The 25929-nt window shown below is 64.3% G+C and carries 23 protein-coding genes and 3 tRNA genes; 9 read left to right on the top strand and 17 right to left on the bottom strand.

All coding sequences use genetic code 11. The features are described from left to right. Positions 1 to 217 precede the first annotated feature (217 nt). The 8 genes from EDF56_RS03370 to EDF56_RS03405 all read right to left on the bottom strand — a co-directional run bounded on the left by EDF56_RS03370 (position 218) and on the right by EDF56_RS03405 (position 6446). A tRNA-Lys gene (locus EDF56_RS03370) sits at positions 218 to 293 on the bottom strand. 28 nt (positions 294 to 321) lie between these two features. Next, a tRNA-Lys gene (locus tag EDF56_RS03375) sits at positions 322 to 397 on the bottom strand. Positions 398 to 422: 25 nt separating this feature from the next. Beyond that, positions 423 to 498 (bottom strand) — tRNA-Lys (locus tag EDF56_RS03380). 114 nt (positions 499 to 612) lie between these two features. Beyond that, the gene (gene rodA, locus EDF56_RS03385) at positions 613 to 1725 is read right to left on the bottom strand and encodes a rod shape-determining protein RodA (protein WP_132385295.1); all 1113 of its coding nucleotides are present in this window, start codon (positions 1723 to 1725) and stop codon (positions 613 to 615) included. Further along, positions 1722 to 3839 (bottom strand): penicillin-binding protein 2, encoded by a 2118-nt coding sequence (gene mrdA / locus EDF56_RS03390; RefSeq protein ID WP_132385296.1) that lies wholly within the window; start codon positions 3837 to 3839, stop codon positions 1722 to 1724. The genes rodA and mrdA overlap by 4 nt, the downstream gene beginning before the upstream one ends. Continuing rightward, complete coding sequence (locus tag EDF56_RS03395; RefSeq protein WP_243652360.1) at positions 3836 to 4381, bottom strand: rod shape-determining protein MreD; 546 nt, start codon at positions 4379 to 4381, stop codon at positions 3836 to 3838. The genes mrdA and EDF56_RS03395 overlap by 4 nt, the downstream gene beginning before the upstream one ends. Further along, positions 4381 to 5277 carry a rod shape-determining protein MreC gene (gene mreC, locus EDF56_RS03400; protein ID WP_132385297.1) on the bottom strand — a complete coding sequence of 299 codons (897 nt, stop codon included), beginning with the start codon at positions 5275 to 5277 and terminating at the stop codon, positions 4381 to 4383. The genes EDF56_RS03395 and mreC overlap by 1 nt, the downstream gene beginning before the upstream one ends. A 122-nt stretch (positions 5278 to 5399) precedes the next feature. Then, the gene (locus EDF56_RS03405; protein ID WP_132385298.1) at positions 5400 to 6446 is read right to left on the bottom strand and encodes a rod shape-determining protein; all 1047 of its coding nucleotides are present in this window, start codon (positions 6444 to 6446) and stop codon (positions 5400 to 5402) included. A gap of 263 nt (positions 6447 to 6709) precedes the next feature. Here EDF56_RS03405 and mutL point away from each other — a divergent pair, with 263 nt between their 5' ends. Continuing rightward, the gene (gene mutL, locus EDF56_RS03410) at positions 6710 to 8524 is read left to right on the top strand and encodes a DNA mismatch repair endonuclease MutL (protein WP_132385299.1); all 1815 of its coding nucleotides are present in this window, start codon (positions 6710 to 6712) and stop codon (positions 8522 to 8524) included. Then, positions 8521 to 9075 (top strand): hypothetical protein, encoded by a 555-nt coding sequence (locus EDF56_RS03415; RefSeq protein ID WP_243652361.1) that lies wholly within the window; start codon positions 8521 to 8523, stop codon positions 9073 to 9075. Before mutL ends, EDF56_RS03415 begins: the two co-directional genes overlap by 4 nt. A gap of 22 nt (positions 9076 to 9097) precedes the next feature. Here EDF56_RS03415 and EDF56_RS03420 read toward each other — a convergent pair whose 3' ends face one another. Continuing rightward, positions 9098 to 10369: an ectonucleotide pyrophosphatase/phosphodiesterase gene (locus EDF56_RS03420; RefSeq protein ID WP_132385300.1), complete on the bottom strand. Its 1272-nt coding sequence runs from the start codon at positions 10367 to 10369 to the stop codon at positions 9098 to 9100. Positions 10370 to 10413: 44 nt separating this feature from the next. Further along, positions 10414 to 11169, bottom strand: coding sequence for a glutaredoxin (locus EDF56_RS03425; protein WP_132385301.1), 756 nt, complete (start codon positions 11167 to 11169; stop codon positions 10414 to 10416). 42 nt (positions 11170 to 11211) lie between these two features. Here EDF56_RS03425 and EDF56_RS03430 point away from each other — a divergent pair, with 42 nt between their 5' ends. Further along, entirely contained in the window at positions 11212 to 11649 is a 438-nt protein-coding gene (locus EDF56_RS03430) for a MerR family transcriptional regulator (protein WP_132385302.1), read from the top strand. 4 nt (positions 11650 to 11653) lie between these two features. Here EDF56_RS03430 and ychF read toward each other — a convergent pair whose 3' ends face one another. The 5 genes from ychF to EDF56_RS03455 all read right to left on the bottom strand — a co-directional run bounded on the left by ychF (position 11654) and on the right by EDF56_RS03455 (position 16028). Beyond that, positions 11654 to 12754, bottom strand: coding sequence for a redox-regulated ATPase YchF (gene ychF / locus EDF56_RS03435; protein WP_132385303.1), 1101 nt, complete (start codon positions 12752 to 12754; stop codon positions 11654 to 11656). A 72-nt stretch (positions 12755 to 12826) separates the two neighbouring features. Further along, positions 12827 to 13396, bottom strand: coding sequence for an aminoacyl-tRNA hydrolase (gene pth / locus EDF56_RS03440; protein WP_132385304.1), 570 nt, complete (start codon positions 13394 to 13396; stop codon positions 12827 to 12829). A 116-nt stretch (positions 13397 to 13512) separates the two neighbouring features. After that, a complete protein-coding gene (locus EDF56_RS03445; RefSeq protein WP_132385305.1) occupies positions 13513 to 14124 on the bottom strand; it encodes a 50S ribosomal protein L25/general stress protein Ctc in 612 nt (203 codons plus the stop codon). 151 nt (positions 14125 to 14275) lie between these two features. Then, positions 14276 to 15130 (bottom strand): TraB/GumN family protein, encoded by an 855-nt coding sequence (locus EDF56_RS03450; RefSeq protein ID WP_132385306.1) that lies wholly within the window; start codon positions 15128 to 15130, stop codon positions 14276 to 14278. A gap of 7 nt (positions 15131 to 15137) precedes the next feature. Further along, positions 15138 to 16028 (bottom strand): TraB/GumN family protein, encoded by an 891-nt coding sequence (locus EDF56_RS03455; protein ID WP_132385307.1) that lies wholly within the window; start codon positions 16026 to 16028, stop codon positions 15138 to 15140. 178 nt (positions 16029 to 16206) lie between these two features. Here EDF56_RS03455 and EDF56_RS03460 point away from each other — a divergent pair, with 178 nt between their 5' ends. The 3 genes from EDF56_RS03460 (at position 16207) to ppdK (ending at position 21951) form a co-directional block, all read left to right on the top strand. Next, positions 16207 to 17112: a glycine--tRNA ligase subunit alpha gene (locus EDF56_RS03460; RefSeq protein ID WP_132385308.1), complete on the top strand. Its 906-nt coding sequence runs from the start codon at positions 16207 to 16209 to the stop codon at positions 17110 to 17112. Next, positions 17109 to 19226 (top strand): glycine--tRNA ligase subunit beta, encoded by a 2118-nt coding sequence (gene glyS, locus EDF56_RS03465; protein ID WP_132385309.1) that lies wholly within the window; start codon positions 17109 to 17111, stop codon positions 19224 to 19226. Before EDF56_RS03460 ends, glyS begins: the two co-directional genes overlap by 4 nt. A gap of 61 nt (positions 19227 to 19287) precedes the next feature. Further along, on the top strand, positions 19288 to 21951 hold the full coding sequence (ppdK, locus tag EDF56_RS03470; protein WP_132385310.1) for a pyruvate, phosphate dikinase: 2664 nt from the start codon (positions 19288 to 19290) through the stop codon (positions 21949 to 21951). Between the two features lie 36 nt (positions 21952 to 21987). On the opposite strand, the gene EDF56_RS03475 is transcribed toward ppdK, so the two are convergent. Next, the gene (locus EDF56_RS03475; RefSeq protein ID WP_132385311.1) at positions 21988 to 22758 is read right to left on the bottom strand and encodes a methyltransferase domain-containing protein; all 771 of its coding nucleotides are present in this window, start codon (positions 22756 to 22758) and stop codon (positions 21988 to 21990) included. 119 nt (positions 22759 to 22877) lie between these two features. On the opposite strand from EDF56_RS03475, the gene EDF56_RS03480 reads away from it, so the two are divergent. From EDF56_RS03480 to EDF56_RS03490, 3 genes are all read left to right on the top strand, one after another. Further along, entirely contained in the window at positions 22878 to 23618 is a 741-nt protein-coding gene (locus EDF56_RS03480; RefSeq protein WP_132385312.1) for a ComF family protein, read from the top strand. A gap of 361 nt (positions 23619 to 23979) precedes the next feature. Beyond that, positions 23980 to 24357, top strand: coding sequence for a phosphoribosyl-AMP cyclohydrolase (hisI, locus tag EDF56_RS03485; protein ID WP_132385313.1), 378 nt, complete (start codon positions 23980 to 23982; stop codon positions 24355 to 24357). A gap of 399 nt (positions 24358 to 24756) precedes the next feature. Beyond that, positions 24757 to 25161 (top strand): hypothetical protein, encoded by a 405-nt coding sequence (locus EDF56_RS03490; protein ID WP_132385314.1) that lies wholly within the window; start codon positions 24757 to 24759, stop codon positions 25159 to 25161. A gap of 64 nt (positions 25162 to 25225) precedes the next feature. Here the strand turns inward: EDF56_RS03490 and EDF56_RS03495 are convergent, their stop codons facing one another. Continuing rightward, positions 25226 to 25924: a dienelactone hydrolase family protein gene (locus tag EDF56_RS03495; RefSeq protein ID WP_207904610.1), complete on the bottom strand. Its 699-nt coding sequence runs from the start codon at positions 25922 to 25924 to the stop codon at positions 25226 to 25228. Between the last annotated feature and the right edge of the window lie 5 nt (positions 25925 to 25929).

Genomic DNA, 25929 nt, shown 5'->3' on the forward strand with positions numbered 1-25929 from the left:
GGCAGGGAAAATTTCCCGAGCAGAGCGATGCCCTTTGGGCGCCGAGCTCGCCTCAGGCAGCTTTCAGCTCCTGCAGCGTCATGCGCGCGCATAACGACGGCTACGATAAACCGCGCGGATGCCGATTCGAACGGATGAAGGAAGAGGGGCCTAAACGGCGCCCGGAATGCCTCGCAAACAAACCCGAAACGGGATGATGTTCTTTTTAGGGAGGCGGTGGTGGACGCACTTGGGCTCGAACCAAGGACCCGCTGATTAAGAGTCAGCTGCTCTACCAACTGAGCTATGCGTCCACACGCGTTGCCGCGTAAGGTACGGAAATGGTGGACGCACTTGGGCTCGAACCAAGGACCCGCTGATTAAGAGTCAGCTGCTCTACCAACTGAGCTATGCGTCCACACGTTTCCGCGTAAGGACAGGACTGGTGGACGCACTTGGGCTCGAACCAAGGACCCGCTGATTAAGAGTCAGCTGCTCTACCAACTGAGCTATGCGTCCACACTTTGCCCTGGCCGGGCTGCCGTTTCAGAGCCTTGCGGGCTCCTCCTCGGCGGCGGAGAGGCTCCTATAGCGGCAAAAATTTGGATGGGAAGGGGGTAGTTTCAGATTTTTTCAGGAAATGCTTTTTGGTCGGCTGCTCCAGCGGTTGATCGCCATGAGCGTGCCGATGCAGATCATGTTGGTCATCATGGAGGTGCCGCCGTGGCTCATGAACGGCAGCGGGATTCCCACCACCGGGGCAAGGCCCATGACCATCATCAGGTTGATCGCGACGTAGAAGAAGATCGTCGCGGTCATGCCGGCAGCCAGCAGGCTGGAGAAGCGGTCAGGCGCATTGCGGGCGACTCGCGTGCCCCAGGTCAGCACCACCGCGAATACGAACAGTACGAAGTAGCCGCCGACCATGCCCCATTCCTCTGCCATGGTGGCAAAGACGAAGTCGGTATGCGGCTCAGGCAGGTATTGCAGGTGGCTCTGCGACCCGTTGCCGAATCCCTTGCCGAAAATGCCGCCGGATCCGATCGCGATCTTCGACTGGGTGATGTGATAGCCGGTGCCCAGCGGATCGCTTTCGGGATCCATGAAGGTCAGCACGCGGTTGCGCTGGTAGTCGTGCAGCAGCGTGAAGAACGCGATGGGGCCCGCGATCAGTCCGCTGAGGCCCGCGCCGACGAACCACCACATCGGCAGTCCCGCCAGGAACATCGTCACTGCGCCGCCGAAACAGATGGCGAGGGCGGTGCCAAGGTCGGGCTGGATCGCCACGAAAGCGACCGGCAGCACGATGAGCAGGCCCGCCGGGACGAGGCCGCGCCAGCTTGCCGTCATCGCATGCGGCAGGGTTTCGTAGAAGCGCGCCAGCACCAGCACGATGGCCGGTTTCATCAGTTCCGAAGGCTGGAGCGTCATGAAGCCAAGGTTGAGCCACCGCTGGCTACCGCCACCGACAGCGCCGATCGCCTCGACCAACACCAGCAGGATGACGATGGCGCCGTAGAGCGGATAGGCCACCGTGCGGAAGAAATCCCGGCTGAAGCGGGAGATCACGATGGCCATGCCCAGAAACACGATAAATCGCAGCACATGGCTGAGTGCGTAAGGCTGAAGGCTGCCGCCTGCGGCCGAATAGAGCACCGCCGCACCCAGTGAAACCAGCCCCATCAGCGGCACCAGCATGCCCCAGGGCTGGCGGGCGATGGTGTCGGGGACGATGGTACGGCTCATTGCGGAGTTCCGGGAGTTTGCACGGTACCGGCAGCGGCGGACGGAGAAGCGGCGGGCGCGGGCGAGGGGGGCGGCGCCGGATTGTCAGCCGCCACCGGTTCGGGAGCGGGCGACTGGGCGTCGCGCACGATCGGCTGCTGTGCTTCCGCCGTCGATTCGGCCTGCTGGACGGCCAGGTTCTCCTGCTCCGGCGAAACTGCAGGCGCGCCCACGCCATATTCGGTGGCGTACTTGCGGTAGCGCGCCTCAAGACGCTGCTGCGCCGTGCCGCCCCAGTCCTTCTCGAAGCCTTCGAGTACCTCCATGGCCTTCTGCTTGTCCCACAGGTAGGTCATGACGTCACGCGCGATGGGGTAGGCCGCGCCCGAACCACCACCATGTTCGATAGCCACGGCGATGGCATAACGCGGATTGTCGAAGGGGGCGAAGCAGATGAAGTGGCCGTGGTCGCGATGCTTCCACTGGCCGCCCTTGCCGTTGCCGAAGTTGAGACCGACGACTTGCGCCGTACCGGTCTTGCCCGCCATCAGCACGCCGGGAATAGGAATACGTGCCTTGCCAGCCGTACCGCGTCCGTTGACCACTTCGTTCATCGCCGAGTGAATAAGGTCAAGGTGCTCTTGCTTGACGCCGAGCGATTCGGGCGGCGCATCGTGCGCGCCGTGGATCAGGCGCGGCATCAGCTTCTTGCCGCTGGCGATTCGCGAGACTTGCATCGCCTGCTGGAGCGGATTGACCAGGAAGTAGCCCTGACCGATCGTCGCGTTGACGGTGTCGAACACGGCCCAGGGCTTGCCGTACTTGCGTTCCTTCCAGGCCGGATCGGGCACGGTACCGTAAGACTGGCCGCTGACCGGCAGCGGGAATTCCTGCCCGAGCCCAAGCCGGCGCGCCATCGCCGCGATCGGGTCCATGCCCATGCGCTGGGCGAAGTTGTAGAAGTAGACGTCGCAGCTCTGGTAGATGCCTTTCAGCATGTTGACCTGGCCGTGACCGTGGTGGTTCCAGCAGTGGAACACGCGGTTGCCCACGCGCAGGCCGCCGTTGCAGACGACCGATTCGTTCGGGTCGAGCCCGGCTTCGAGGAACGAGAGCGCCACCATCGGCTTTACCGTCGAACCCGGCGGATAGAGGCCGCGCAGCACCTTGTTGCGCAAGGGCACGTGGTCGTCGTCCGACAGCATCTTCCATTCGAGGCGGCCGATGCCGTCCGAGAAGCTGTTGGGATCGTAGCTGGGCATCGAGGCCATCGCCAGGATGTCGCCATTGGTGCAGTCGATCACCACGACCGAGCCCGATTCGAGGCCGATGCGCCGGGAGGCATAGTCCTGAAGCCCGGCGTCGATGGTGAGTTTGATGGTTTTGCCCGGAACGTCCTCGCGCGTGTCGAGGTCGCGAACGATGCGACCGGAGGCGGTCACTTCGACTCGGCGGGCGCCCGGTTTACCGCGCAGATCCTTCTCGAAATACTTTTCGAGCCCGTCCTTGCCGACCTTGTAACCCGGCGTGATGAGGACTGGATCGCGATCCTTCTCGTATTCCTCTGCCGAAGCGGGGCCGACATAGCCGACCAGGTGACCGACCGAGGATCCGGTAGGATAATAGCGCGAAAAGCCGCGCTGCGTGACGACGCCGGGCAGATCGGGCAGGCGCACGCTGACAGCGGCGAACCGCTCGAAATCGAGGCCGCTGGCAACTTCGACAGGCGCGAAACCGCGCGACTTGTCGATCTTGTCTTCCAGATCCTGCATCGCGATCGGCGTAAGGCTGAGCAACTGGCCCAGCGTCGCCAGCGTGTGGGCGCTGTCCACCATGCGCTCGGGAATCACGTCGACGCGAAAGTCGGCCCGATTGGAGGCGAGGGGGGTGCCGAATCGGTCGAGAATCCAGCCACGGCGTGGCGGGATCAGCGAGAGGTTGACGCGGTTGCTCTCGGCTTCGAGCTTGTACTTCTCGTTCTGTCCGATCGCGAGGTAGGCCATGCGGCTTGCCAGCAGCACGCCGATGCCGCCCTGAATGCCGCCTACGACCAGGCTGCGCCGGTCGAAGCTGTTGCGCAGCGTACCGGCGCTGACGTGGCGCGGCTGAATGAGGCGCCGGAAGTTGATCTTCATCGCGAGACCAGGAACGGGGTCAGGCGGAAGCGGTCGGAAATGGCGACAAAGCGCCCAACAAGCGGATAAGCGAGCACGGCAATCACGATCTGCGGCACGATGACACGAATGGGGGAAGCCGCGCCGCCGAAATTGGCCAGAGCGAGGCAGAGCACGATATACGCGATGATCAGGCCATTTGCCATCAGCCACTCGATGACAAAATTGCGCCAGGGAAGACGGTTTTCGACAAGATCGAGGACGATCGACGAGGCCGACCAGAGCAAGACCGCGCAGCCGAAGGGCTGGCCGGAGAACAGGTCATCGAACAGACCCAGTGGCAGACCCGCCCAGATCGGCAGAAGTCCGGGGCGGAGCTGGTGCCAGGACAGGAAGATCAGGTAGCCGATCGGCGGCATCACCGGGGCGGACGCGATCATCAGCCAGGACGGAACCAGCGATCCCAGCAGGACCGTCAGCCACGGCACCGTGCGCGCCATCAGCGGCCAGGGCGCACGGTTGATGCTCCGCCGCGCGTGGTTACGGGCTGTCTTGAACGACATCAGCGCTTACCCAAGGGTTTGCCATCGGGGCTCACCGCAGGCGGCGGCGGCGGAGGCGGTGCCCATGCCCTTTCGACCATGACGTAGTCGGTGTCCGAGGGGTTGCTGAGCACACGGGCCATGGCGCCGTCGCGCAGCAGGTCGGTGACGATCGCCATCGGCGTTCCCGGCCGGTACAGACCGCCCGAGCCCGAGGTTACGAGCACGTCACCCTTCTTGAGCGGATTGATGCCGAGGTTGATCAGGCGGATCCGCAGCGTGCCGTCGGCCGCGCCTTGCGCGAAGGCGGGGACGCCGTCGGTCGCCCGGCGGACGGGGACAAGGCTCTCGCTGTCGGTAATCAGCAGCACGCGCGAGCTTGACGCGCCCACTTCGAGCACGCGCCCGACCAGACCCATTGGCGAGCGCACCGGCATGCCGGTGATCACGCCCTTGTCGCGGCCTGCGCCCAGCGTCGCATAGCGACGGGTGCTGGCGCCGGTGGAGGCGGTCAGCCGCGAGAACGCGACCGGAGTCGCATCACCGTCGCGAATGCCGAGCAGGGCTTTCAGGCGCTGGTTCTCGGCATTGGTGGCCTGTGCCTGCACGAGGCGCACTTTGGCTTCGTCAAGCTCGCGGCGGATGCGCGCGTTCTCGCTGCCGGAATGCAGGAATCCGGAAATCTCGGCCAAGGTGTTGCGGCCGAGTTCCCGCCCGCCGGCCGCAGCCTGGCTGGCTGGCTCGGTCGCATCGCTGGCAAAACCGCGCAGCGAGGAAAACATGTCGGGGTTGACCAGCGAGACCACCACGAGGCCGATGCCCACGACCGCGCCCAGCACGCCCGCAGAATAGCTCAGGAAAGTGGAATATTGCGCCCTGCGCGAATAGCTGGAGCGCCTGTTTGCGGGCGGCGCCATGCGCCATGCACTCCTGAACAATGGGCGGACGGACCGCCGTTAATGGCCTTGCCGACGAAACCTTCGCCGGAATCAAATGCGGGCGGCGCGAGCCCTCATGGCCGCGCCGCCCGCGCGAACGCTTATGCGGACATCAACACGCCGCGATAGACCGGGTCTTCCATCGCGCGGCCGGTGCCGAGCGCGACGCAGGACAGCGGGTCTTCGGCGACGCTGACCGGCAGGCCGGTCTCTTCGCGCAGATAGTCGTCCAGGCCCTGGATCAGCGCGCCGCCGCCGGTGAGCACGATGCCCTGATCGACGATGTCGGCTGCGAGTTCCGGAGCGGTGTTCTCAAGCGCGATGCGCACGCCTTCGATGATCGCGCCGATCGGTTCCGCCAGCGCCTCGGCAACATTGGCCTGGCTGATGGTGATTTCCTTCGGCACGCCGTTCACAAGGTCGCGGCCCTTGATGTGGATGGTTTCGCCGATCCCGTCCGCCGGGATGGTGGCGATGCCGTAGTCCTTCTTGATGCGTTCCGCCGTGGCGTCGCCGATCAGAAGGTTGTGGTGGCGGCGAACGTAGGAAACGATCGCTTCGTCCATCTTGTCACCGCCGACACGCACCGAAGTCGTGTAGGCCAGACCGCGCAGCGACAGCACGGCGACTTCGGTGGTGCCACCGCCGATGTCGACCACCATCGAGCCGACCGGTTCGGTAACCGGCATGTCGGCGCCGATCGCGGCGGCCATCGGTTCGAGGATCAGGTAGACTTGGCTGGCGCCGGCGTTCGAGGCCGCGTCACGGATCGCGCGGCGTTCGACCGAGGTCGAGCCCGAGGGCACGCAGATCACGATTTCCGGATAGCGGAACAGGTTCTTCTTGCCGTGCACCTTGCGGATGAAATGCTTGATCATCTCTTCCGCGATTTCGATGTCGGCGATGACACCGTCGCGCAGCGGACGGATGGCTTCGATGTTGTCGGGCGTCTTGCCCATCATCATCTTGGCGTCATCGCCCACGGCCTTGACCTTCTTGACGCCGTTCAGCGTCTCGATGGCGACTACCGACGGTTCATTCAGCACGATGCCGCGATCCTGAACATAGACGAGCGTATTGGCGGTACCCAGGTCGATAGCCATGTTCTGGGAGCCGAGCTTGAAGAATCGCGAGACGAGCGAAGCCATCAGTAATCCGTTGTCTTTCAGGCCGCTTGCCGCCCGGTCAGGGGACGGCGTGGCCGGCTTGTTTGAAGGAGAGTGAGCCCCTTAGACCATCGATTTGCGAAACGCCAAAATTTTGTGTCGTTTTTTGGGGGGAATCCGCAGGGGCCTGTCTCGAAATCCCCGCGCTTCGTCGCTAGGGACTGGAACAGTTCGTGAATGCGGCGCCGGACCCGATGGAACCGCCCTGCGAAGCACCCCTCCGCTGCCGAACCAGAGACCTGAAAATGCCCACGATCCGCCGCCTTCCCGAGCACCTTGTGAACCGCATCGCCGCGGGCGAGGTTGTCGAGCGACCCGCTTCGGCGCTCAAGGAACTGGTCGAAAACGCGATTGACGCGGGATCGACCGAGATCACCGTGCGTCTGGCCTCAGGCGGGCTCGACATGATCGAGGTGACGGACGACGGCTGCGGCATGCGGCCTGACGAGATCGCCTTGGCGCTGGAACGCCACGCGACATCGAAATTGCCCGACGAGGCGATCGAGCTGGTGACGACGCTTGGCTTCCGGGGCGAGGCCTTGCCCTCGATCGGCTCGGTGGCGCGGCTGACCATCGAAAGCCGCCCACACGATGCCTCCGAAGGCTGGAAGCGGGTGGTCGATCATGGCGTGGTCGCCGTGGATTCGCCTGCCGCGCTGCCGCCGGGAACCCGCATCCGGGTCGAGGATCTGTTCGGCAAAGTGCCCGCGCGCCGCAAGTTCCTGCGCTCGCCGCGGTCCGAATATGCCGCTTGCCAGGACGTGGTTCGCCGCCTTGCCATGGCCCGGCCCGACATAGGCTTCACGCTGGAGCACGAAGGACGCCGCGTTCTGGCGGTACAGCCGCGCGAGGAACTGGCGTCGCGCGTCGCGCGGCTCGTTGCCCGCGAACTGGCTGACGATGGCGTGCTGATCGATGCCGAGCGCGGTTCCGCGCGGCTTACGGGTGTCGCGGGCCTGCCGACCTACAATCGCGGCGTTGCCGATCATCAGTACCTGTTCGTCAACGGGCGGCCGGTGAAGGACCGCCTGCTGGTGGGCGCGGTGCGCGGTGCCTATTCGGACATGCTGGCGCGCGACCGGCATGCCGTGCTGGCGCTATTTCTTGAGATTCCACCTGAGGAAGTCGACGTAAACGTCCATCCGGCCAAGACCGAGGTGCGCTTCCGCGATCCCGCCTTTATTCGCGGCTTCCTTGTGGGCGCGCTGCGCCATGCGCTCGAATCGGCCGGGCAGAAAAGCGCGCAGCCCCCGCAGGCCGCCGCCATGAACATGTGGCAGGTCGAACCGGTGGCGCCCGAGCCCGCCCCGGCTCTGGGTTCGCTCTTCGCGCGGCAATATGCGCCTACTCCGAGTCGTCCGATGGCGCCGCGTGTGGCCGAAGCCGGAGCTGTCTGGCGCTCCTACGAGGCGGAAATGATGGCCGAGCCCTCGGGCCGCGCCGAACCCGCGCCCGAGGATGCGGATGAGGCGGTCAGCTATCCGCTGGGCGTTGCGCGCGGGCAGGTGGCAGGCACCTATATCGTGGCCGAGGCCGAGGACGGTCTCGTCATCGTCGACCAGCATGCCGCGCACGAACGCCTCGTGCTCGAACGGCTCAAGGCCGCCGGTGCCGAGGAAGCCATGGTGCGCAGCCAGGCCCTGTTGCTGCCCGAAGTGGTCGAACTGGAAGAGGCCGCCTGCGACGCGCTGGAAGACAAGATCGCTGAGTTGGCCCGCTACGGCCTCTCGCTAGAACGCTTCGGGCCCTCCGCGATGCTGGTGCGCGCGGTGCCATCGGTGCTGGGCAAGAGCGATGTACATGCGCTGGTCCGCGACGTAGCCGACGATCTTGCCAAGAACGGCGATGCATTGCTGCTGGGCGAAAGGCTCGATCTGGTGCTGGCGACGATGGCCTGCCACGGCTCGGTGCGGGCTGGGCGCTCGCTCTCGGTTGCCGAGATGAATGCACTGCTGCGCGAAATGGAGCGCACGCCGCGTTCGGGCCAATGCAACCATGGCCGCCCTACGTGGGTTAAACTGGCCAACCAGGATATCGAGAAGCTCTTCGGACGAAAATGACGCCGCGCACAATCCCCGGCATGGGCCCCGCGATGGGCCTTACCATGAGCCTGCTGGCTTCCCTCGCGGCCTGCGGTCAGGGAAGCCCGGCCCGCAAGGACGCCGAGGATGCGCACGACATCGCGATGGTCGAACGGATGAGCAAGGAACCGTTCAAGCCGATCCTCCCCAAGCCCATCACCCGGATCGATATCGACCGCTACGGACTCGACAAGCCCGGCTGCACCTTCCGCAAGCAGGGGGATGCCGATCCGCTCTTCATCGCCAATGCCGAAGAAGGCTTCATGCGCATCGAGGGCGACCTCAAGCGCTACGCCGCGAAGCTGGAAAGCGCGCAACTTCCGGGCAATGCGCGGGCAACTTACGTCGGACTCTCAACTTGGGTCGACCTTGTCAGCCTGCCCGATAAAGCCGGTGGTTCGGACAATACGCATTGGCCGGCGCGACTGGTGCTGCACGATTCGCAGGAGCGCGTGGCCTTCCTGGCGGACGGCGAAGTGACGTGCAGGAGCGGCCCCGAGGAGGCCCCGAGTACCCCCGCCCCCGATTGACCGGCAGGCGGGGAAAGCTCGGCTACTTCGTTGTCAGTAGCGGACGGAACGGGGCATCGTCCCCATCGCCGTCGCTCGCCTGCGGCAGGGCGAGCAAGTCGCGCAGCAGTGGGGCGACATCCACATTGTCGAACGCGGGCAGCTTGCCCGCCGGGCGAATCGCCGGGCCCGCCGCTACGAACAGCGCGGCCATTTCGGGCGCGGCGTTATCAAAGCCATGCGATCCGCCGCTCTCGACCTTGGTCGGCGCGGTGGCGGCGATTCCCCAACCGGTTTCGGCAAGGCAGAAGTACGGCGCGATGCGCGGATTGCTGCCGTAGCGGAGGCGAGCGGGAATATCCTGACGCCGCCAGCACTGCATGTGGTCATGGGGTTTGAGCAGGGCCGCTGCCACCATGGCTTCCTTGTCCTTGACGGGGGTGATCGTGGCGAAGGGGCCGGTGTCGCCCAGTTCGTAGAGCTTCGGGTCGGCCACTTTGTCGAGCGCGATCGTGCGTTCGCTGGAGGTGGCGGCCATGCCGTGATCGGCGACGATCACGAGATTGGCCGGCTGACCCAGTTCGCGCAGTTGGGAGACGAGCAGGCCGATATCGCTGTCGGCATCGGCAATCGCGGCATCGGTGTGCGGATCGACGGGGCCGTAGCGGTGACCGGCGGTGTCGACCTGATCGAAATAGAGCGTCACCAGTCGCGGGCGGGTCGCGGCAGGGCGTCGCAGCCAGTCGATCACGGCCGCCACGCGTTGCACGGGGGTGACGGCCTGATTGTATTGCTGCCAGTCGGACGCGCGCATGCCGCCCACGTCCTCGGCCCATGGCTTTTTAACATGGTGGCCGCCCCAGGCGACGTTCGAGCCGGGCCAGAACATCGTGGCTGTGCGGATCCCGGCCTTTTCCGCCGTTACCCAGATCGGTTCGGCGGCGTTCCACCAGAAGGGATCGTCGCTCGCCATCGTGAAGACTTCGCCCGGACGCGCAGGGTCTTCGAAGCGATTGGCGACGATGCCGTGGTGGTCGGGCACTTTGCCGGTCACCAGCGTCCAGTGATTGGGGAAGGTCTTGCTCGGGAACGCGGGGTGCATCGAGGCGCTGATTCCCTGCGCGGCAAGAGCCGAGAGATTGGGGGTGATTCCGCGATCGAGATAGTCGGCGCGGAAACCGTCGATCGAGACGAGGATCGTGACGGGCGTCCGGACTTCGGCGGCAGGCGGAGCGCTTTGGGCCGCTGCGGGAAGGGAGGCGGCGGAAAGGGGGAGGGCAAGGCAGGCCCCCAACTGCAGGAGAAAGCGTTTCATATCCGCGCGCCCTAGCCGCGAAGTGATGACAGGTCGATGTCGGCTCAGCCCATTCGTGCGAGCATCCAGAGCGCCATGGCGACCATGAACAGGTTCTCGGTCAGCGAGACGAAACCCAGCGGCACTGCGCCCGAGCCGCCGACGCAGGCGCACTTGAGATCGCGCTTCTGGATATAGACCGCATAGAACACCGAGACCGCGCCGATGCTGCCGATCACGAGGCCGACCGGGATCGAAAGCCACGGCAGGGCATGCGCCGTCATCAACGCTCCGGTCAGAAATTCGAGCACCGGATAGGCATAGGCATAAGGCACGAAGCGCATGGCCAAGAGGTCGTAGCCGAGGAACATCGTCGAAAACTGCTCGATGTCCTGCAGCTTGAGCATGGCGAGCAGCATCATCGTCATCGAGACGAACCACTCCGCCGTGCGCAAGGTGAACGGGGTACCAAAGGCTGCCCAACTCGCCGCCGCGGCAAGGCCCAGTCCGGTGGCGAAGACGGCAAGGACCGGCCGATAGCTCTTCGCCTTGGGATCGTGGACCCTGAGGCCGACGCGGGCGCGCAAATCGGTGTAACCGCCGATACGCTCACCGCCGATGAAAGTCTGCGGCGTGGTGGAAACGCCTTGCGCGGCCTTGAAGGCATCCGTCTGCTCGCGCGTGGTGAGCCAGTGGTCCTCGACCGCGTAGCCCAGTCTTTCAAGCAAGTGCTTCGACTTCAGGCCCCAGGGACAAGGGTGCCTGTCGATGACCATGCGGTGGAGTACCGCGGTCGGCTTTCCGGTCGGTTGCTGCGTCATGGAAAGAGGCTATACCTTCCGTACCATGGTACGGAGTCAAGCATGGCCCTGACGATTTCCGAATTGGCGCGTTCGAGCGGTGTAGGTGTCGAGACGGTGCGGTTCTACCAGCGCAAGGGACTGTTGTTCGATCCCCGGCCCGCGCGAACCGGCGGCGGTCGGGGCGGGCGGCATTACGGCGAAGAGGACGTGCGGCGCCTGCGGTTCATCCGTTCGGCCAAGGCGGCGGGGTTCATCCTTGATGAGATCGCCGAACTGATCAGCCTCGATCACACCGGAGATCGGCCAAGGGCGCGGGAAATGGCGCAAGTGCGTCTGGCAGCGCTGGACCGCGAGATCGCGGAACTGGAAGCGGCGCGCCGATCGCTGCGCCGTCTGGCCCGGGAATGCGCGGGTTCCGATGAGGGGCCATGTCCCATCCTCGAATCATTCGAGGATACGCAAGGATCCGGCGCGGGACAGAAGCCCCGCGCCGGATAAGGGGTCAGACGTTGAACTTGAAGTGCATGACGTCGCCGTCGTGCACGACGTATTCCTTGCCTTCCTGACGCAGCTTGCCGCCTTCCTTGGCGCCTGCTTCGCCGTTCAGGGCGATGTAGTCCTCATAGGCGATGGTCTCGGCGCGAATGAAGCCGCGCTGCATGTCCGAGTGGATCTCGCCCGCCGCTTCGGGAGCCTTGGCGCCCTGGTGTACGGTCCATGCCCGCGCTTCCTTGGGGCCGACGGTGAAGAAGGTGAGCAGGTGCAGAAGGTCGTAACCGGCGCGGATGATCCGCGCGAGGCCGGTCTCGTGCAGGCCCATTTCCTCAAGGAAGACCATGCGCTCTTCGGCTTCCATGCCGACGAGTTCCGATTCGATCGCGGCCGAAACGATGACGGCAGTGGCGCCGTCGGCCTTGGCCTTCTCGAAGACGCGGGCGGAGAATTCGTTGCCTTCGGCGGCGGCTTCTTCCTCGACGTTGCAGACGTAGAGCACCGGCTTGGCCGTCAGCAACTGAGCCTGCGCAAACACGCGGGCTTCATCTTCGTCCTTGGGCTGGGTGAGGCGCGCGGGCTTGCCTTCGCGCAGCAGTTCCAGCGCCTGACCCAGAACCGAAGCGATGATCTTCGATTCCTTGTCTCCCTGCGCGGCCTTCTTCTGGGCGGCGGGAACGCGCTTTTCGAGGCTTTCGAGGTCGGAGAGCAGCAGCTCGGTCTCGACCGTCTCGGCATCCGCGATGGGATCGACCTTGTTGTCGACATGCTGGATGTCGTCGTTCTCGAAGCAGCGCAGGACGTGGATGACGGCATCCACCTCGCGGATGTTGCCGAGGAACTGGTTGCCCAGGCCTTCACCCTTCGAGGCGCCGCGCACCAGACCGGCGATGTCCACGAAGGACAGCTGGGTCGGGATGATCTTGGCAGAACCTGCGATCGCGGCCAGCTTGTCGAGACGCGGATCGGGCACGCCGACCTGGCCGACATTGGGCTCGATCGTGCAGAAGGGATAGTTGGCCGCCTGCGCTGCCTGCGTCTCGGTGAGCGCATTGAACAAGGTCGACTTGCCGACATTGGGCAGGCCCACGATTCCGCAACGGAAACCCATGTGTAACTCCGGAATAAATGATTGGCCGCGCCTTAGCGCCAGTCGCGGCGGATAGCGAGTCTGGCGCCGCGATCAGTCTTGCTGACGCAAAGCCACGTCGTTCATGAAGCGCACGTCGTCACCGGCAGCAAGGCGATCGGCTTCGGCGGCGACGGCGCCGAGCATGCCGGCAAGCGGGTCCATCTCCGCCTTGGCGTAGTTGCCCAGCACATAGCCATGCACGCGGTCCTTGTGGCCGGGATGGCCGATGCCAAGGCGAACGCGACGGAAATCGGGGCCAAGATGCTGGTCGATCGAGCGCAGGCCATTGTGCCCGGCATGCCCGCCGCCCTGCTTCACCTTGACCTTGAACGGCGCCAGATCGAGTTCATCATGGAACACGGTAAGGTCGGAAACGGCCAGCTTGTAGAAGCGCATGGCTTCACCGACTGCGCGGCCGCTCTCGTTCATGAAAGTCGCGGGCTTGAGCAGCAGCACCTTCTGCGTGCCGATGCGGCCTTCCTGAAGCCAGCCCTGGAATTTCTTCTGGACCGGGCCGAAGCGATGGATCTCGGCAATCGCATCTGCCGCCATGAAGCCGACGTTGTGGCGGTTCATCGCATATTGCGGTCCGGGGTTACCGAGGCCGACCCATAGCTGCATGGCTTAGCTGATCCTGAAAAAGGGCCGATCTCGGGAAGAGGGGCCCAGAAAAGCGAAAGGCCCCTCCCGCGCGCCGGACGTGCCGGGGCGGGAGGGGCCAATCTGGAACCGTCCGATTACTCGGCGTCGGTCTTGGCCGTATCGCCTTCCGAGCTCTTCAGAGCCGAAGGAGCAGCGATCGTCGCGATGGTGAAATCGCGGTCGGTGATCGCGCTCTCGGCACCGGCCGGAAGCTTGACGTGGCTGATATGGATCGATTCGCCCACTTCGAAGCCGGTCACGTCGATAGCGATCTCGTGCGGGATCTTCTCGGCGTCGCAGACCAGTTCGAGGTCGTGGCGGACGACGTTGAGCACGCCGCCGCGCTTCAGGCCCGGCGAGGCGTCTTCGTTCGCGAAGACGACCGGCACGTTGACGTGCACGGTTGCGCCCTTGACGACGCGCAGGAAGTCGGCGTGGAGCGGACGGTCGGAGACCGGGTGGAAGGCAACGTCCTTGGGCTGCGTGCGCAGCTTCTTGCCGTCAACTTCGACCTCGATGATCGAGTTGAAGAAATGGCCGGTCATGAGCTGACGGGTCAGCTCCTTTTCCTCGACGTGGATCGCGAGGGGTTCTTCGTTGCCACCGTAGACGACGGCGGGAACGCGGCCATCACGACGCAGAGCACGGGAGGCTCCCTTGCCAGCCCGTTCACGCGTCTCGGCCGGCAGGTTAAGCGTATCGCTCATAGGACTTGCCTTTCAGAAACTGGATAAAGTTCGGTATCGAACCGCTCATCGGCCCGCACCGTCCCGCCACGCCTCCAGGGATGACCATGACGGGAAGCGCGCGCCCTTAATGGGAAAGCGGCGGAAATGCAAGCGCGGCAGGGTGAGGCGGTCACTCCACGCGCGTGACGGTGAAGCCGTGCGCGGCAAGCATGGCGGGCAGGCCCTCCGTCCCGGCCATATGCGCCGCGCCTACGGCGACAAAGGGGCGCCGTCCTTCCTGCATGGCGGCGGCGATCTTGTCGGTCCAGTCCCGGTTGCGGCCGGTGAAGAGCACGGCGCGCAGTTCCGGGTCGGCCAGCATGCCGCGCCGGGTTTCCTTCTCGATCGCCGCCATATCGCCCTTGCGCCAGCTGTCGGCGAGCCGGGTGTCGTCGTCGCTCTGCTGGTCGGTGACGACGGCGGCCAGAAGGTCGCGCTGGTCGGTCTCGGGCAGGCTGTCGAACAGGCCAAGCTGGCGTTCGGCGCCTTCAAGTTCGACGATGGGCCGGCTGCCGGCTTCATCCATTACCCCTCGGTCGACGCCGTTGCGGGCATCGTCATCGCTCGCACCGATCCGCGCCAGTGTGAGGGCGGCTGCCCAGGTATCAAGCTGCGCGAAGTCGCCATCGGAATAACCGCCACGCTTGAGTAGCGCGGCAAGGGCAGGGCGTTCTTCGGGAGATATGCGTTGTGAAAGAGGAGGTTGCCCATCACTCTTGGCAAGCCTTACGAAAGTGGCTGCGACGGCTTTTTCGTCCGCAAGGTTGCCTACTTCCACCATGATCGTGTCCGACGCTGCCAACGCTTTGCGCACGGCAAGGGTCTGCCACGCAAAGGGGTGCGGGGTGCTGTGGATCGTGCCGAACAGCCAGCCTTGCTCGCCATGCGGCCCTTCGATGTGCCAGAGCGCCGGATTGGCGGGCTCCGGCTGCTGGGCGCAGGCGGCGAGCAGGAGGCTCGACCAGATGGCAAGAAACCAACGCATCGTCTTGTTATTGAACCCTTGTTGCCTTGATTCCAACTTTGGCCAGTTCATCCTGCACGCTGCCTTCCCCGGCCAGATGTCCGGCGCCGACAGCAACGAACACCGTGCCCGGCACGGCCATGCGCGCTTCGAGCCATTTGGCCCAGGCTTGATTGCGGTTGGTGATGAAGGCCTTGCGCATGGCCTCGTCCGATTCGTCCTCATTGAGCAGCTTGGCGAGTTCGTTGGGGCGCCCACTTTTCCATGCGGCAACCACTTTGGTCACGTCCTCGCGCAGCGTTGGAAGCTGGTCCAGCACTTCGCCCAGATAGCGGTTCTGGCTCTCGACCGGCATGCTGTCGAACAGTTCGATCTGGTACTCGGGCGTTTCCAGCGTTTTACGCGCCTTGTGCTCTTCGGCCGCCTTGGCATCGATCAGCGTTTCGACGCCATTGGCCTTGTCGTATCCCGCCGCCTTCAGCGGCAGGAGCGAAAGCAGCAGCCCCGCGTACCATGCTTCGTAGGGATCGAAGGTCTCCGCGGGCAGCCCCATTCCGGCAACCGCTTTCTCGAACGCGGCGCGTTCCTCGGGCGCAAGGCTGGCCCGCAGGGTGGTCCCATCGGCGCGCATGCCTTTTTCGATGAACAGCTTTTGCAACGATTCGGGCGAATCGACCAGCGTCTCGGTCACCAGCAGGTCGGACGAATCGAAGGCTTTCTTCACCGGACCGGCAAACCAGTGAGTGTCCTCGGGCAGGATATGGATCGTGCCGAAGAGGTAGATCGTGGTGTCCTTGTCCTCGATCTTCCACATGGCGGGGCGCGCGGGGGCTTCATCCCGCGCCAGCGTGGGCGCGGCGACGCAGAGGCCAAGTGCGGCTGCGAGAAGGCGAAGGCGGGACTTTCGGAGGATTCGCATCGCCGTTCCATGAAGGGGGAGGGACAAACGGCGCATTAACAGGCCGCCGCCAGGCCCATTAGCGGCCCCGACTGCCTCAGGGTAGCGCTCCCAGTCACCAGACGGTCTTTTTGTGCGGTTGATTTGCCGGGTTCGATCCGCCAAAGGCCGCGCAGCCAAGAGTTTTGACGGGATTTCGATGTCGACCGCCGCCAAACAGCCGCTCAGCTTCCAGGACATGATCCTGACGCTCCATGATTTCTGGAGCAAGCAGGGCTGCCTCATCCTTCAACCGTACGACATGCGCATGGGCGCAGGTACGTTCCACCCCGCCACGACGCTGCGCGCGCTCGGGCCCGAGCCGTGGAAGGCCGCCTATGTGCAGCCCTCCCGCCGCCCGACCGACGGCCGTTACGGCGAGAACCCGAACCGCCTTCAGCACTATTACCAGTACCAAGTGATCCTGAAGCCGAATCCGGACAACCTTCAGGAACTCTACCTCCAGAGCCTCGCGGCGATCGGCGTGGATCCGCTGGCGCACGATATCCGCTTCGTCGAGGACGACTGGGAAAGCCCCACGCTGGGCGCCTGGGGCCTTGGTTGGGAAGTCTGGTGCGACGGCATGGAAGTGACGCAGTTCACCTATTTCCAGCAAGTTGGCGGTTTCGACTGCAAGCCGGTCGCCGGTGAGCTTACCTACGGGCTTGAGCGCCTTGCCATGTATATCCAGGGCGTGGACCGCGTTTACGACCTGCGCTTCAACAACGAAGGCGTGAGCTACGGCGACGTGTTCCTCGCCAACGAGCAGCAGATGTCGAAGTACAACTTCGAGATCGCCGATACCGAGGCGCTGTTCGCGGGCTTCAAGGCCGCAGAGGCCGAATGCATGCGCTGCATCGAGGCGGAAATCCCGCTCGCGGCTTACGATCAGGCGATCGAAGCGAGCCACCTCTTCAACCTGCTTCAGGCGCGCGGCGTGATCTCCGTACAGGAACGCGCCAGCTACATCGGCCGCGTGCGCGATCTCGCCAAGGGATCGTGCGAGGCGTGGATCGAGAAAAACAAGGCCGAATGGGAAGCCAAGTTCCCGGGGTGGACCGTATGACCGACTTCCTTCTCGAACTCCGCTCGGAGGAAATTCCGGCCCGCATGCAGGCCGGCGCGCGCGCCGATCTGGAAAAGCTGTTCCGCAAGGACATGGCGGCGGCGGGCGTCACCGTGGGTGAAGTGACCGTCTGGTCCACCCCGCGCCGCCTCGCGCTGATCGCGCGCGGGCTGCCGCTGGCGACCGAAGCCGTGCACGAGGAAACCAAGGGTCCGGCCACCAGCGCGCCGGAACAGGCGCTTGAAGGCTTCCTGCGCAAGACGGGCCTCACCAAGGACCAGCTCGAAGTCCGCGATCTCAAGGGCAAGGACACGTACTTTGCCGTCGTCGAGAAGCCGGGCCGCGCCGTGGCCGAGGTTCTTGCCGAAGTGATCCCTTCGATCATCCGCAACTTCCCCTGGCCCAAGTCACAGCGTTGGGGCGCGGCCTCGATCTCCACCGAATCGCTGCGCTGGGTGCGTCCGCTCTCGGGCATCGTTGCGATCTTTGGTGAAGAGCTTGTGGCCTGCGAAGTGGGCGGCATCCAGTCGTCCTTTGTGACGCTCGGCCACCGTTTCCACGCACCCGGCGAGATCACCATCGGCGGCGCGCATGACTATGCAGACAAGCTGCACCTCGCTCACGTCCTCGTGAACCACGAGGAACGACAGGACATCATCCGCACCAAGGCGCGCGAGGCGGCTGTGGCTGCCGGGCTCGTGCTGGTCGAGGATGAAGGCCTCGTCATCGAGAACGCAGGCCTCACCGAATGGCCGGTGCCGCTGCTCGGCCGTTTCGAGGAGGACTTCCTTGAAGTTCCGCCTGAGACGATCCAGCTCACCGCGCGTGTGAACCAGAAGTATTTCGTCTGCGAAGATACCGCAGGTTCGCTCGCCAACGCTTTCATTTGTACGGCAAATATTGCCGCTACCGATGGCGGTGTGGCGATCGTCGACGGGAACCGCAAGGTGCTGGCGGCGCGTCTGTCGGACGCGCACTTCTTCTGGCAGCAGGACCGCAAGACGCCGCTCTCGGCTCAGGCAGAGAAGCTGGCCCGTATCACCTTCCATGAGAAGCTGGGCACCGTCGCCGACAAGGTCGAGCGCGTGGCCAAGCTGGCGGAATGGCTGGCGAGCGAAGGCATCGTCCCGAATTGCGATCCGGCACTGGCGCGTCAGGCTGCCGAACTCTGCAAGGCCGATCTCGTCACCGAGATGGTCGGAGAATTTCCTGAACTTCAGGGGCTTATGGGCGGATATTACGCCCGTGCCGAAGGTCTGCCGAACGCCGTGGCCGATGCCATTCGCGATCACTACAAGCCGGTCGGGCAGGGCGACGAAGTCCCCACCGCGCCGGTAACGGTGGCTGTCGCGCTGGCGGACAAGCTGGATACGCTCCGCAGCTTCTTCGCGATCGACGAGAAGCCGACCGGCTCGAAGGACCCCTTCGCGCTACGCCGTGCGGCGCTCGGTATCATCCGTCTCATCACCGACAACGGGCTGCGTTTCGGCGTTGCCGAGGGCGACCTGCTCGATTTCTTCGCGGACCGTCTCAAGGTCCAGCAGAAGGAAGCCGGCGTCCGCCACGATCTGATCGACGCGGTCTTCGCGCTCGGCGGTGAGGACGATCTCGTCCGGCTGCTGGCACGCGTCCATGCGCTTCAGGCTTTCGTCCAGACCGACGACGGCGTGAACCTGCTCGCCGGGTACAAACGCGCGGCGAATATCCTCAAGAAGGAAGACTGGCACGGCGTTGAGGGAGAAATCTCCCGCACCGGCGAGGAAGATCCGCTCGCCATGGTCGACGATCCCGATCTCGCGCCAGTCATTGCCGCCAAGATGGCGGACCGCCATGCGGGCGACGATGTGTTGCCTTACGCGGCCGAACCCGCCGAGCAGGCGCTCATGTCTGCGGTAACGGCCGCCGAGCCCGAAGTTGCCCGCGCCGTGGCGGCGGAAGATTTCGCCGCCGCGATGACCGCGCTGGCATCGCTCCGCGCGCCGATAGACGCGTTTTTTGAGCAGGTTATCGTCAACGACAGCGATCGGGTCAAGCGCCATTCAAGGCTTGCCTTGCTTGATCGATTCCGTGCTGCAGTGCACAACGTCGCGGATTTTTCGAGGATCGAGGGCTAAGGGCTGATCCCCGGAGTTCTCGAAGAGTTTTATCAACCAGGACAGGAAAGTCAGGGGATAGATGAGCAGGCAGGTCTACACGTTCGGCGGCGGCGTCAAGAATGAAGACGCACGCGCGCGCGACAAGGTCGTAGTCGGCGGCAAGGGTGCCAATCTTGCCGAAATGGCCGGAATCGGCCTGCCGGTTCCTCCCGGTTTTACCATTACCACTGAAGAGTGCGTGAAATACCTTGCCGAAGGCGGTGACTTCTCGGCCGAGCTGCGCGCCGACGTTGCCGAAGCGCTGACGCATATCGAAAAGACCGTGGGCAAGAACTTCGGCGATGCCGCCGATCCGCTGCTGGTTTCGGTCCGTTCGGGCGCGCGCGTTTCGATGCCGGGCATGATGGACACCGTTCTCAACCTGGGCCTCAACGACGCCACCGTAGAGGGCCTCACGCAGACCTCGGGTGACGAGCGTTTCGCCTGGGACAGCTATCGCCGCTTCGTCCAGATGTATTCGGACGTTGTCCTTGGCCTCGATCACGGCCGCTTCGAGGAAGCGCTGGAGATCGCCAAGGAAGACAACGGCTACATGAACGACGTCGAGATGACGGCGTCGAACTGGAAGGCCATCGTCAAGGAATACAAGGGCATCGTCGAGGAAGAACTCGGCCGCCCGTTCCCGCAGGACGTGCATGAACAGCTCTGGGGCGCGATCCAGGCAGTGTTCGATTCCTGGGATTCTGACCGCGCCAAGGTCTATCGCCGCCTGAACGACATCCCGGGTGACTGGGGCACGGCCGTCAACGTGCAGGCCATGGTCTTTGGCAACATGGGCGATACCTCGGCCACCGGCGTTGCCTTCACCCGCGACCCGGCGACCGGCGAAAAGGCCTATTACGGCGAATGGCTGGTCAATGCGCAGGGCGAGGACGTCGTCGCCGGCATCCGCACTCCGCAGTACCTGACCAAGGCCGCGCGTGAGCGTGCCGGGGCCAAGCCGCTGTCGATGGAAGAGGCGATGTCGGGCGCGTACACCGAGCTTGCCGCGGTGTTCGAGCTTCTCGAAAAGCACTACCGCGACATGCAGGACATCGAGTTCACCGTCGAGCGCAACAAGCTGTGGATGCTGCAGACCCGTTCGGGCAAGCGCACCGCCAAGGCCGCGCTCAAGATGGCAGTCGACATGGTGGACGAAGGCCTGATCGACGAGGCAACCGCGATCAAGCGCGTCGATCCGATGGCACTGGACCAGCTTCTGCACCCCACGCTCGATCCCAAGGCCGCCCGCGACATTCTCGGCAAGGGCCTGCCCGCATCGCCTGGCGCGGCTTCGGGCGCGATCGTGCTCGATGCCGATACCGCCGAAAAGCGTGCTGAAATGGGCGAGGCCGTGGTGCTCGTTCGCGTCGAGACCAGCCCTGAGGACATTCACGGCATGCACGCCGCGAAGGGCATCCTTACGGCGCGCGGCGGCATGACCAGCCACGCGGCGGTCGTGGCGCGCGGCATGGGCCGTCCCTGCGTCTCGGGCGCTTCGGGCCTGTCGATCGACATGAAGACCCGCACCTTGCGCATGGGCAACCGTGAGCTGAAGGAAGGCGATATCATCACACTCGACGGCGCGACCGGTGACATCATGGCCGGCGAAGTGCCGACCATCGAGCCGGAACTGGCCGGCGATTTCGCCACACTGATGGTCTGGGCCGACAAGCACCGCCGCATGAAGGTGCGCACCAACGCCGAGACTCCGGCCGACTGCAAGATGGCCCGCCAGTTCGGCGCCGAAGGCATCGGCCTCTGCCGCACCGAGCACATGTTCTTCGATGCCGGCCGCATCTCGGCCGTGCGCCAGATGATCCTGGCCGAAGACGAAGCCGGCCGCCGCGCCGCGCTGGAAAAGCTGCTGCCGGAACAGCGTGCGGACTTCATCGCGATCTTCGAGGTGATGGCCGGCCTGCCGGTCACCATCCGCCTGCTCGATCCGCCGCTCCACGAGTTCCTGCCGCACGGCGATGCCGAGTTTGCAGAACTTTCGGAAACGATCGGCATCGGCGTCGACACGCTGAAGCGCCGGGCCGACGAACTCCACGAGTTCAACCCGATGCTCGGCCATCGCGGCTGCCGCCTGGGCATCACCTTCCCAGAGATCTACGAGATGCAAGCCCGCGCCATCTTCGAGGCCGCCTGCGAAGTCGCAGCCGCTTCGGGCGAGGCGATCGTGCCGGAAGTGATGATCCCGCTCGTCGCCACCAAGCGCGAACTGCAGATCCTCAAGAAGGCGGTGGATGAAACCGCTGCCAAGGTCTTCGCCGAGAAGGGCCGGACGCTCGACTACATGGTCGGCACGATGATCGAACTGCCGCGTGCCGCGCTGATGGCGGGTGAGATCGCCGAGGAGGCCAAGTTCTTCTCGTTCGGCACCAACGACCTGACGCAGACCACGCTGGGTGTTTCGCGCGACGATGCTGCGCGCTTCCTCAGCCCCTATGTCGAAAAGGGCATCTATCCGCGCGATCCATTCGTCAGCCTCGATATCGAAGGCGTCGGCCAGCTCGTGCAGTTGGGTGCCGAACGTGGCCGCGCAACTTATGCCGATCTCAAGCTCGGCATCTGCGGTGAGCATGGCGGCGATCCGGCATCGATCGCGTTCTGCGAGAAGGTCGGCCTCGATTACGTCAGCGCCTCGCCGTATCGCGTGCCGATCGCGCGACTGGCGGCGGCTCAGGCCGCGCTGGCCTGAAAATGAAAAGGCCGGGGTGATCCCCCGGCCTTTTTCTTATTTCTTCCAGCCCGAGAGGGTGAGGATTTCGAAGCGTTCCACGGTTCGCCCGTCCGTCCCGGCTTCGGCGAAAGCCCTCCGGGCACGTTCGAGCGCGGCCTTGCCAAGTGGCGGGCCAGGGTCTGCCAACAGACTGCCGTGACCTTGTGCCCGCAGATCGCCAACGAGGCGTTCGAGACTGCGGAAGGAAACTTGAAGCGGACGCTGGTCGATCACGGGATCCGCGAAGAGCGTACGCTGGAGCAGTTGCCCGCCCGCGCGCACGTCCACCATCGGATGAATGCGCGCGGCAGGGCGCTCAGCATCGGCGGCCATCATGATCTCGCGCAGCCGGGGCAGGCTTCCGAGCGACAGGAAGCTGGCGATCAGCATGCCGCCCTGTGCCAGCGCGCGACGGGCGTGGATAAGCGCGCCGGGCAAGTCGTTGACCGTGTCCAGCGTGCCGAGGCTGACGATGAGGTCGAAGCCATCGAAAGGGTAGGGCGCTTCCTCGTCGAAGCCCATCGCGGGTTCAGCTTCGACAACTTCGACACTGCGAGCAGCCAGTGAACGGGCCAGCGTTCCCGTCCAGTCACCCACGATCAGCGCGCGTTTGGGCTCGAAGCGGAGGAACGAGAGGCGTTCTTCCACGTCCTCGATCATATCCTCAAGCAGATAGCGCGGAGCATCCGGCAATCGTTGGAGAGCCAGCGCGCGGCGTCGCGCGGCGATGCGGCGGGAAGGGGCAAAGATGCGGGGGGGGGACGCAGGGGGAGCGGTTTCAGCCATCCCGCGTTCCCTGCCGCGTCCTGACGGCTTGCGCAACCGTGCCGATCAACCATGCGAGGCGCGTGGCGATGAACAGCTTGTAGCTTGAGCTTGCACATCGGCTGCCTAGGCTTGGCGAGATGAAGATCGCCGCCGCCTTCACACCTGTACTGGACCTCATCTTCCCGCCGCGTTGTCCGCTTTGCGGGGCCTCGCTTGCTGCACAGAACGGGCTGTGCCCGGATTGCTGGAGCAGTCTGGCCATCCCGGGCGACCCTTCGTGTGCGTCCTGCGCGCGGCCCTTCCCGAGAGACATTCCGGATGGATCAGTCTGCGCGCCTTGCCTCGCGGAGCCGCCTCGTCACGACGGGATCGCTGCTGCCACGCTGTATAACGATGCCTCGCGCAAGCTCGTTCTCGCGCTCAAGCACGGCAATCGTCTGGCACTTGCAGACATGCTCGGTGCTTTCATGGCAGCACGTGTGCCGCAGGTCGGCGAAGAGTGGCTGGTCGTGCCGGTGCCGCTGCATCGCTGGCGCATTTGGCACCGGGGTTACAATCAGGCAGCCGAACTCGCGCGCGTGATCGCCCGCCTGAGAGGCGCGCGACTCGAAGTGGACATGCTGGAGCGGCGCAAGGCCACGCCGTCGCTGGGCGGATTGGGCGGCAAGGCGCGACAACGGGTACTCTCGGGAGCCATCGGCGTCTCCCCGCGACGGCGCGCGCGGATCAAGGGCGCTCGCATCGTATTGGTGGACGATGTGCTGACCAGCGGCGCCACCAGCCAGGCCTGCGTGTCGGCGCTCAAGCGTGCCGGTGCCAAAGAAGTTCTGATCGCCTGTTTCGCGCGCGTCCTCGATGAGGCGCTGGATATCGTGTGAGCCAGATACGAAAACGCCCGGAACCGAAGGTTCCGGGCGTCTCGTGACGAAACTCTTGGACTCCGCTGAGCGGTTCGGCGGCCCCCCTGCAGGCCGCCTAGTCCGATCCCTCATTCTTTCGCCGACCGGAAGGTCGACATTTCCCTGAACCGTGGCGCCTGTTCTCGGTAACTTTGCCTGAGGCTTTTGTTACCAGTCAGCGACCTGTGGTCGGAAGCAGCCCCCCAGCTGCAAGGCCACAATCCACGCAAAGCCGGGGGTTGAAAAGAGGCATGAGGGCGTTACGGGGATTTTGGTCATCGGCTGTGGTTATCCTGCAACATCGGCAGGCCGGTGCGAGAGCAGAGGGAATTTTCCGAAAATGCGTGAGATCACCAAGGCAGAACGCGAGCTGGGCAGCGAATTTCTCCCTAAGTTCGATGCACATGGACTGCTGGTGGCGATCGCGGTGGATTCGCAAACGCGGGAGATCCTGATGGTTGCCTACATGGATGCCGAGGCACTGGCCAAGACGCGCGAGACGGGGCTTGCGCACTTCCATTCACGCTCACGCGGAAGCCTCTGGCTGAAGGGGGAGACTTCCGGGCATTTCCTCAGAGTCGAAGAGATTCGAGTCGATTGCGATCAGGACGCACTGGAACTCCTTGTTCGGCCGGAAGGCCCCGCCTGTCACACGGGCGCTCGCAGCTGTTTCTATCGGCGACTCGCGGGTAATGACCTCGAATCATTCGAAAGCTGACAGTTGCCTTACAGCCCCCACATCGCGTGAAGGCTGGCAGGTGGGGCTATAATCTCTTAAAAACAATAACTTTCCTTACTTGTGTTCAAAATCCCCTCTTTCGGACCTGACGGTGGCAATTTCGGCTTAACCCATCAGGCGGACATATCGCCGCAAGCGGCTCGTATGCTGCATCGCGGAAGGCAAAGCTGCGGACGACAGCACTGATTTCTCGTGAGAAATCCGCTGTCCTACGATGAAGCAAAGAAAATATGTGGCTGCTCCATGCCGGTGTCCTGCCCCGTCACCGGTCAACGGGTAGGGCATGCCTTCGACGGGGACGCCGAGGCTTTTCCGTCGCGGGCATGATGGAGGGAAGCCGAGAGGCTTTTACGGGGCGCAAGAAGGAAGGGAAATGTCATGAACCGACGAGTGACAGTCGTTGCGGCGATTGCTGGCCTGCTGGCCGGCATTCCAACCGCTGCGCTGGCGGATCAAAGACCTGCCAGTTCCACGCTAAACTACCAGAAGTTCAAGCTGGCCAGCTATTTCGGCAGGGGCGACTCCGGCCGTGGCTTTAGTGGGAACAACGGCGGTCGCGATCACGACTACCGGCCCAGTGACAACAACTATGGCCGCCACGATGGCAATAACGGTCACTATTATGGTGGCGGCAATGGCCACTACAATGGTGGCGGTAACGGCCATTACAATGGTGGCGGTGATAACGGTCATCACAATGGTTGGGGCGACAGCGATCATCATTACGGTGGTGGCGACAATGGTCACCACGATGGTGGTGGCACCAAGTCTCACGGCTGCTAAGCTTTGGGAACCGATCGTGGCCGCCGCTTATGGCGGCCACGGTTTTATGCCTTGAAAATGTACCTCAGCCGAGGATTTCGTCGAACAGGCTGATCATGGCGGCCCAGCTCTGGCGGTCTGCGCTGGCATTGTAGCCGATGGCCGCGATCCCACGCGCGTCGCTGCCCGGATCGGTAAAGCCGTGACGGACGCCGGAATAGGAATGGAAGTGCCAGTTTGCGCCGGCGCGATCCATCTCGTCCCAGAATTCCAGAACCTGTTCGCGTGGAACCAGCGGATCGGCATCGCCGTGACAGACGAGAATGCGCGGTTTGACCGCACCCGCTTCGGCCGGTTTGGCCGTGGCGAGTGTGCCATGGAAGCTCACCGCCGCCAGCAGGTGCTGCCCGTCTCGTGCAGCTTCGAGTACGGCCTGCCCGCCCATGCAATAGCCGATACCGAACATCGGCAGGTCGGCCGCGTCCGGAACCCGGCGCAGCGTTGCTATCGCCGCCGCCAATCGGCCGCGATAGTGATCGACGTTGGCGCGGAGCTTTTCGGCCAGCGGGAACGAGGCTTCGAAACTTTCCACCGGCTCGCCGTAGAAATCCGCAACCATGGCGAGATAGCCAAGGTCGGCCAGCATCCGCGCGCGGCGTTCCACCGGAGGGGCATAGTTGGCGATAGTCGGGAAGACGATCACAGCCGCGCGGGGCGTACCCTTCGGACGAGCGAGCCAACCGGTAAGGGGCTGCCCCGCGTGGTTGTAGGTGATCGCCTCCATTTCGG

Origin of the sequence: Novosphingobium sp. PhB165 (assembly GCF_004341845.1) — a bacterium.
Classification (GTDB): domain Bacteria; phylum Pseudomonadota; class Alphaproteobacteria; order Sphingomonadales; family Sphingomonadaceae; genus Novosphingobium.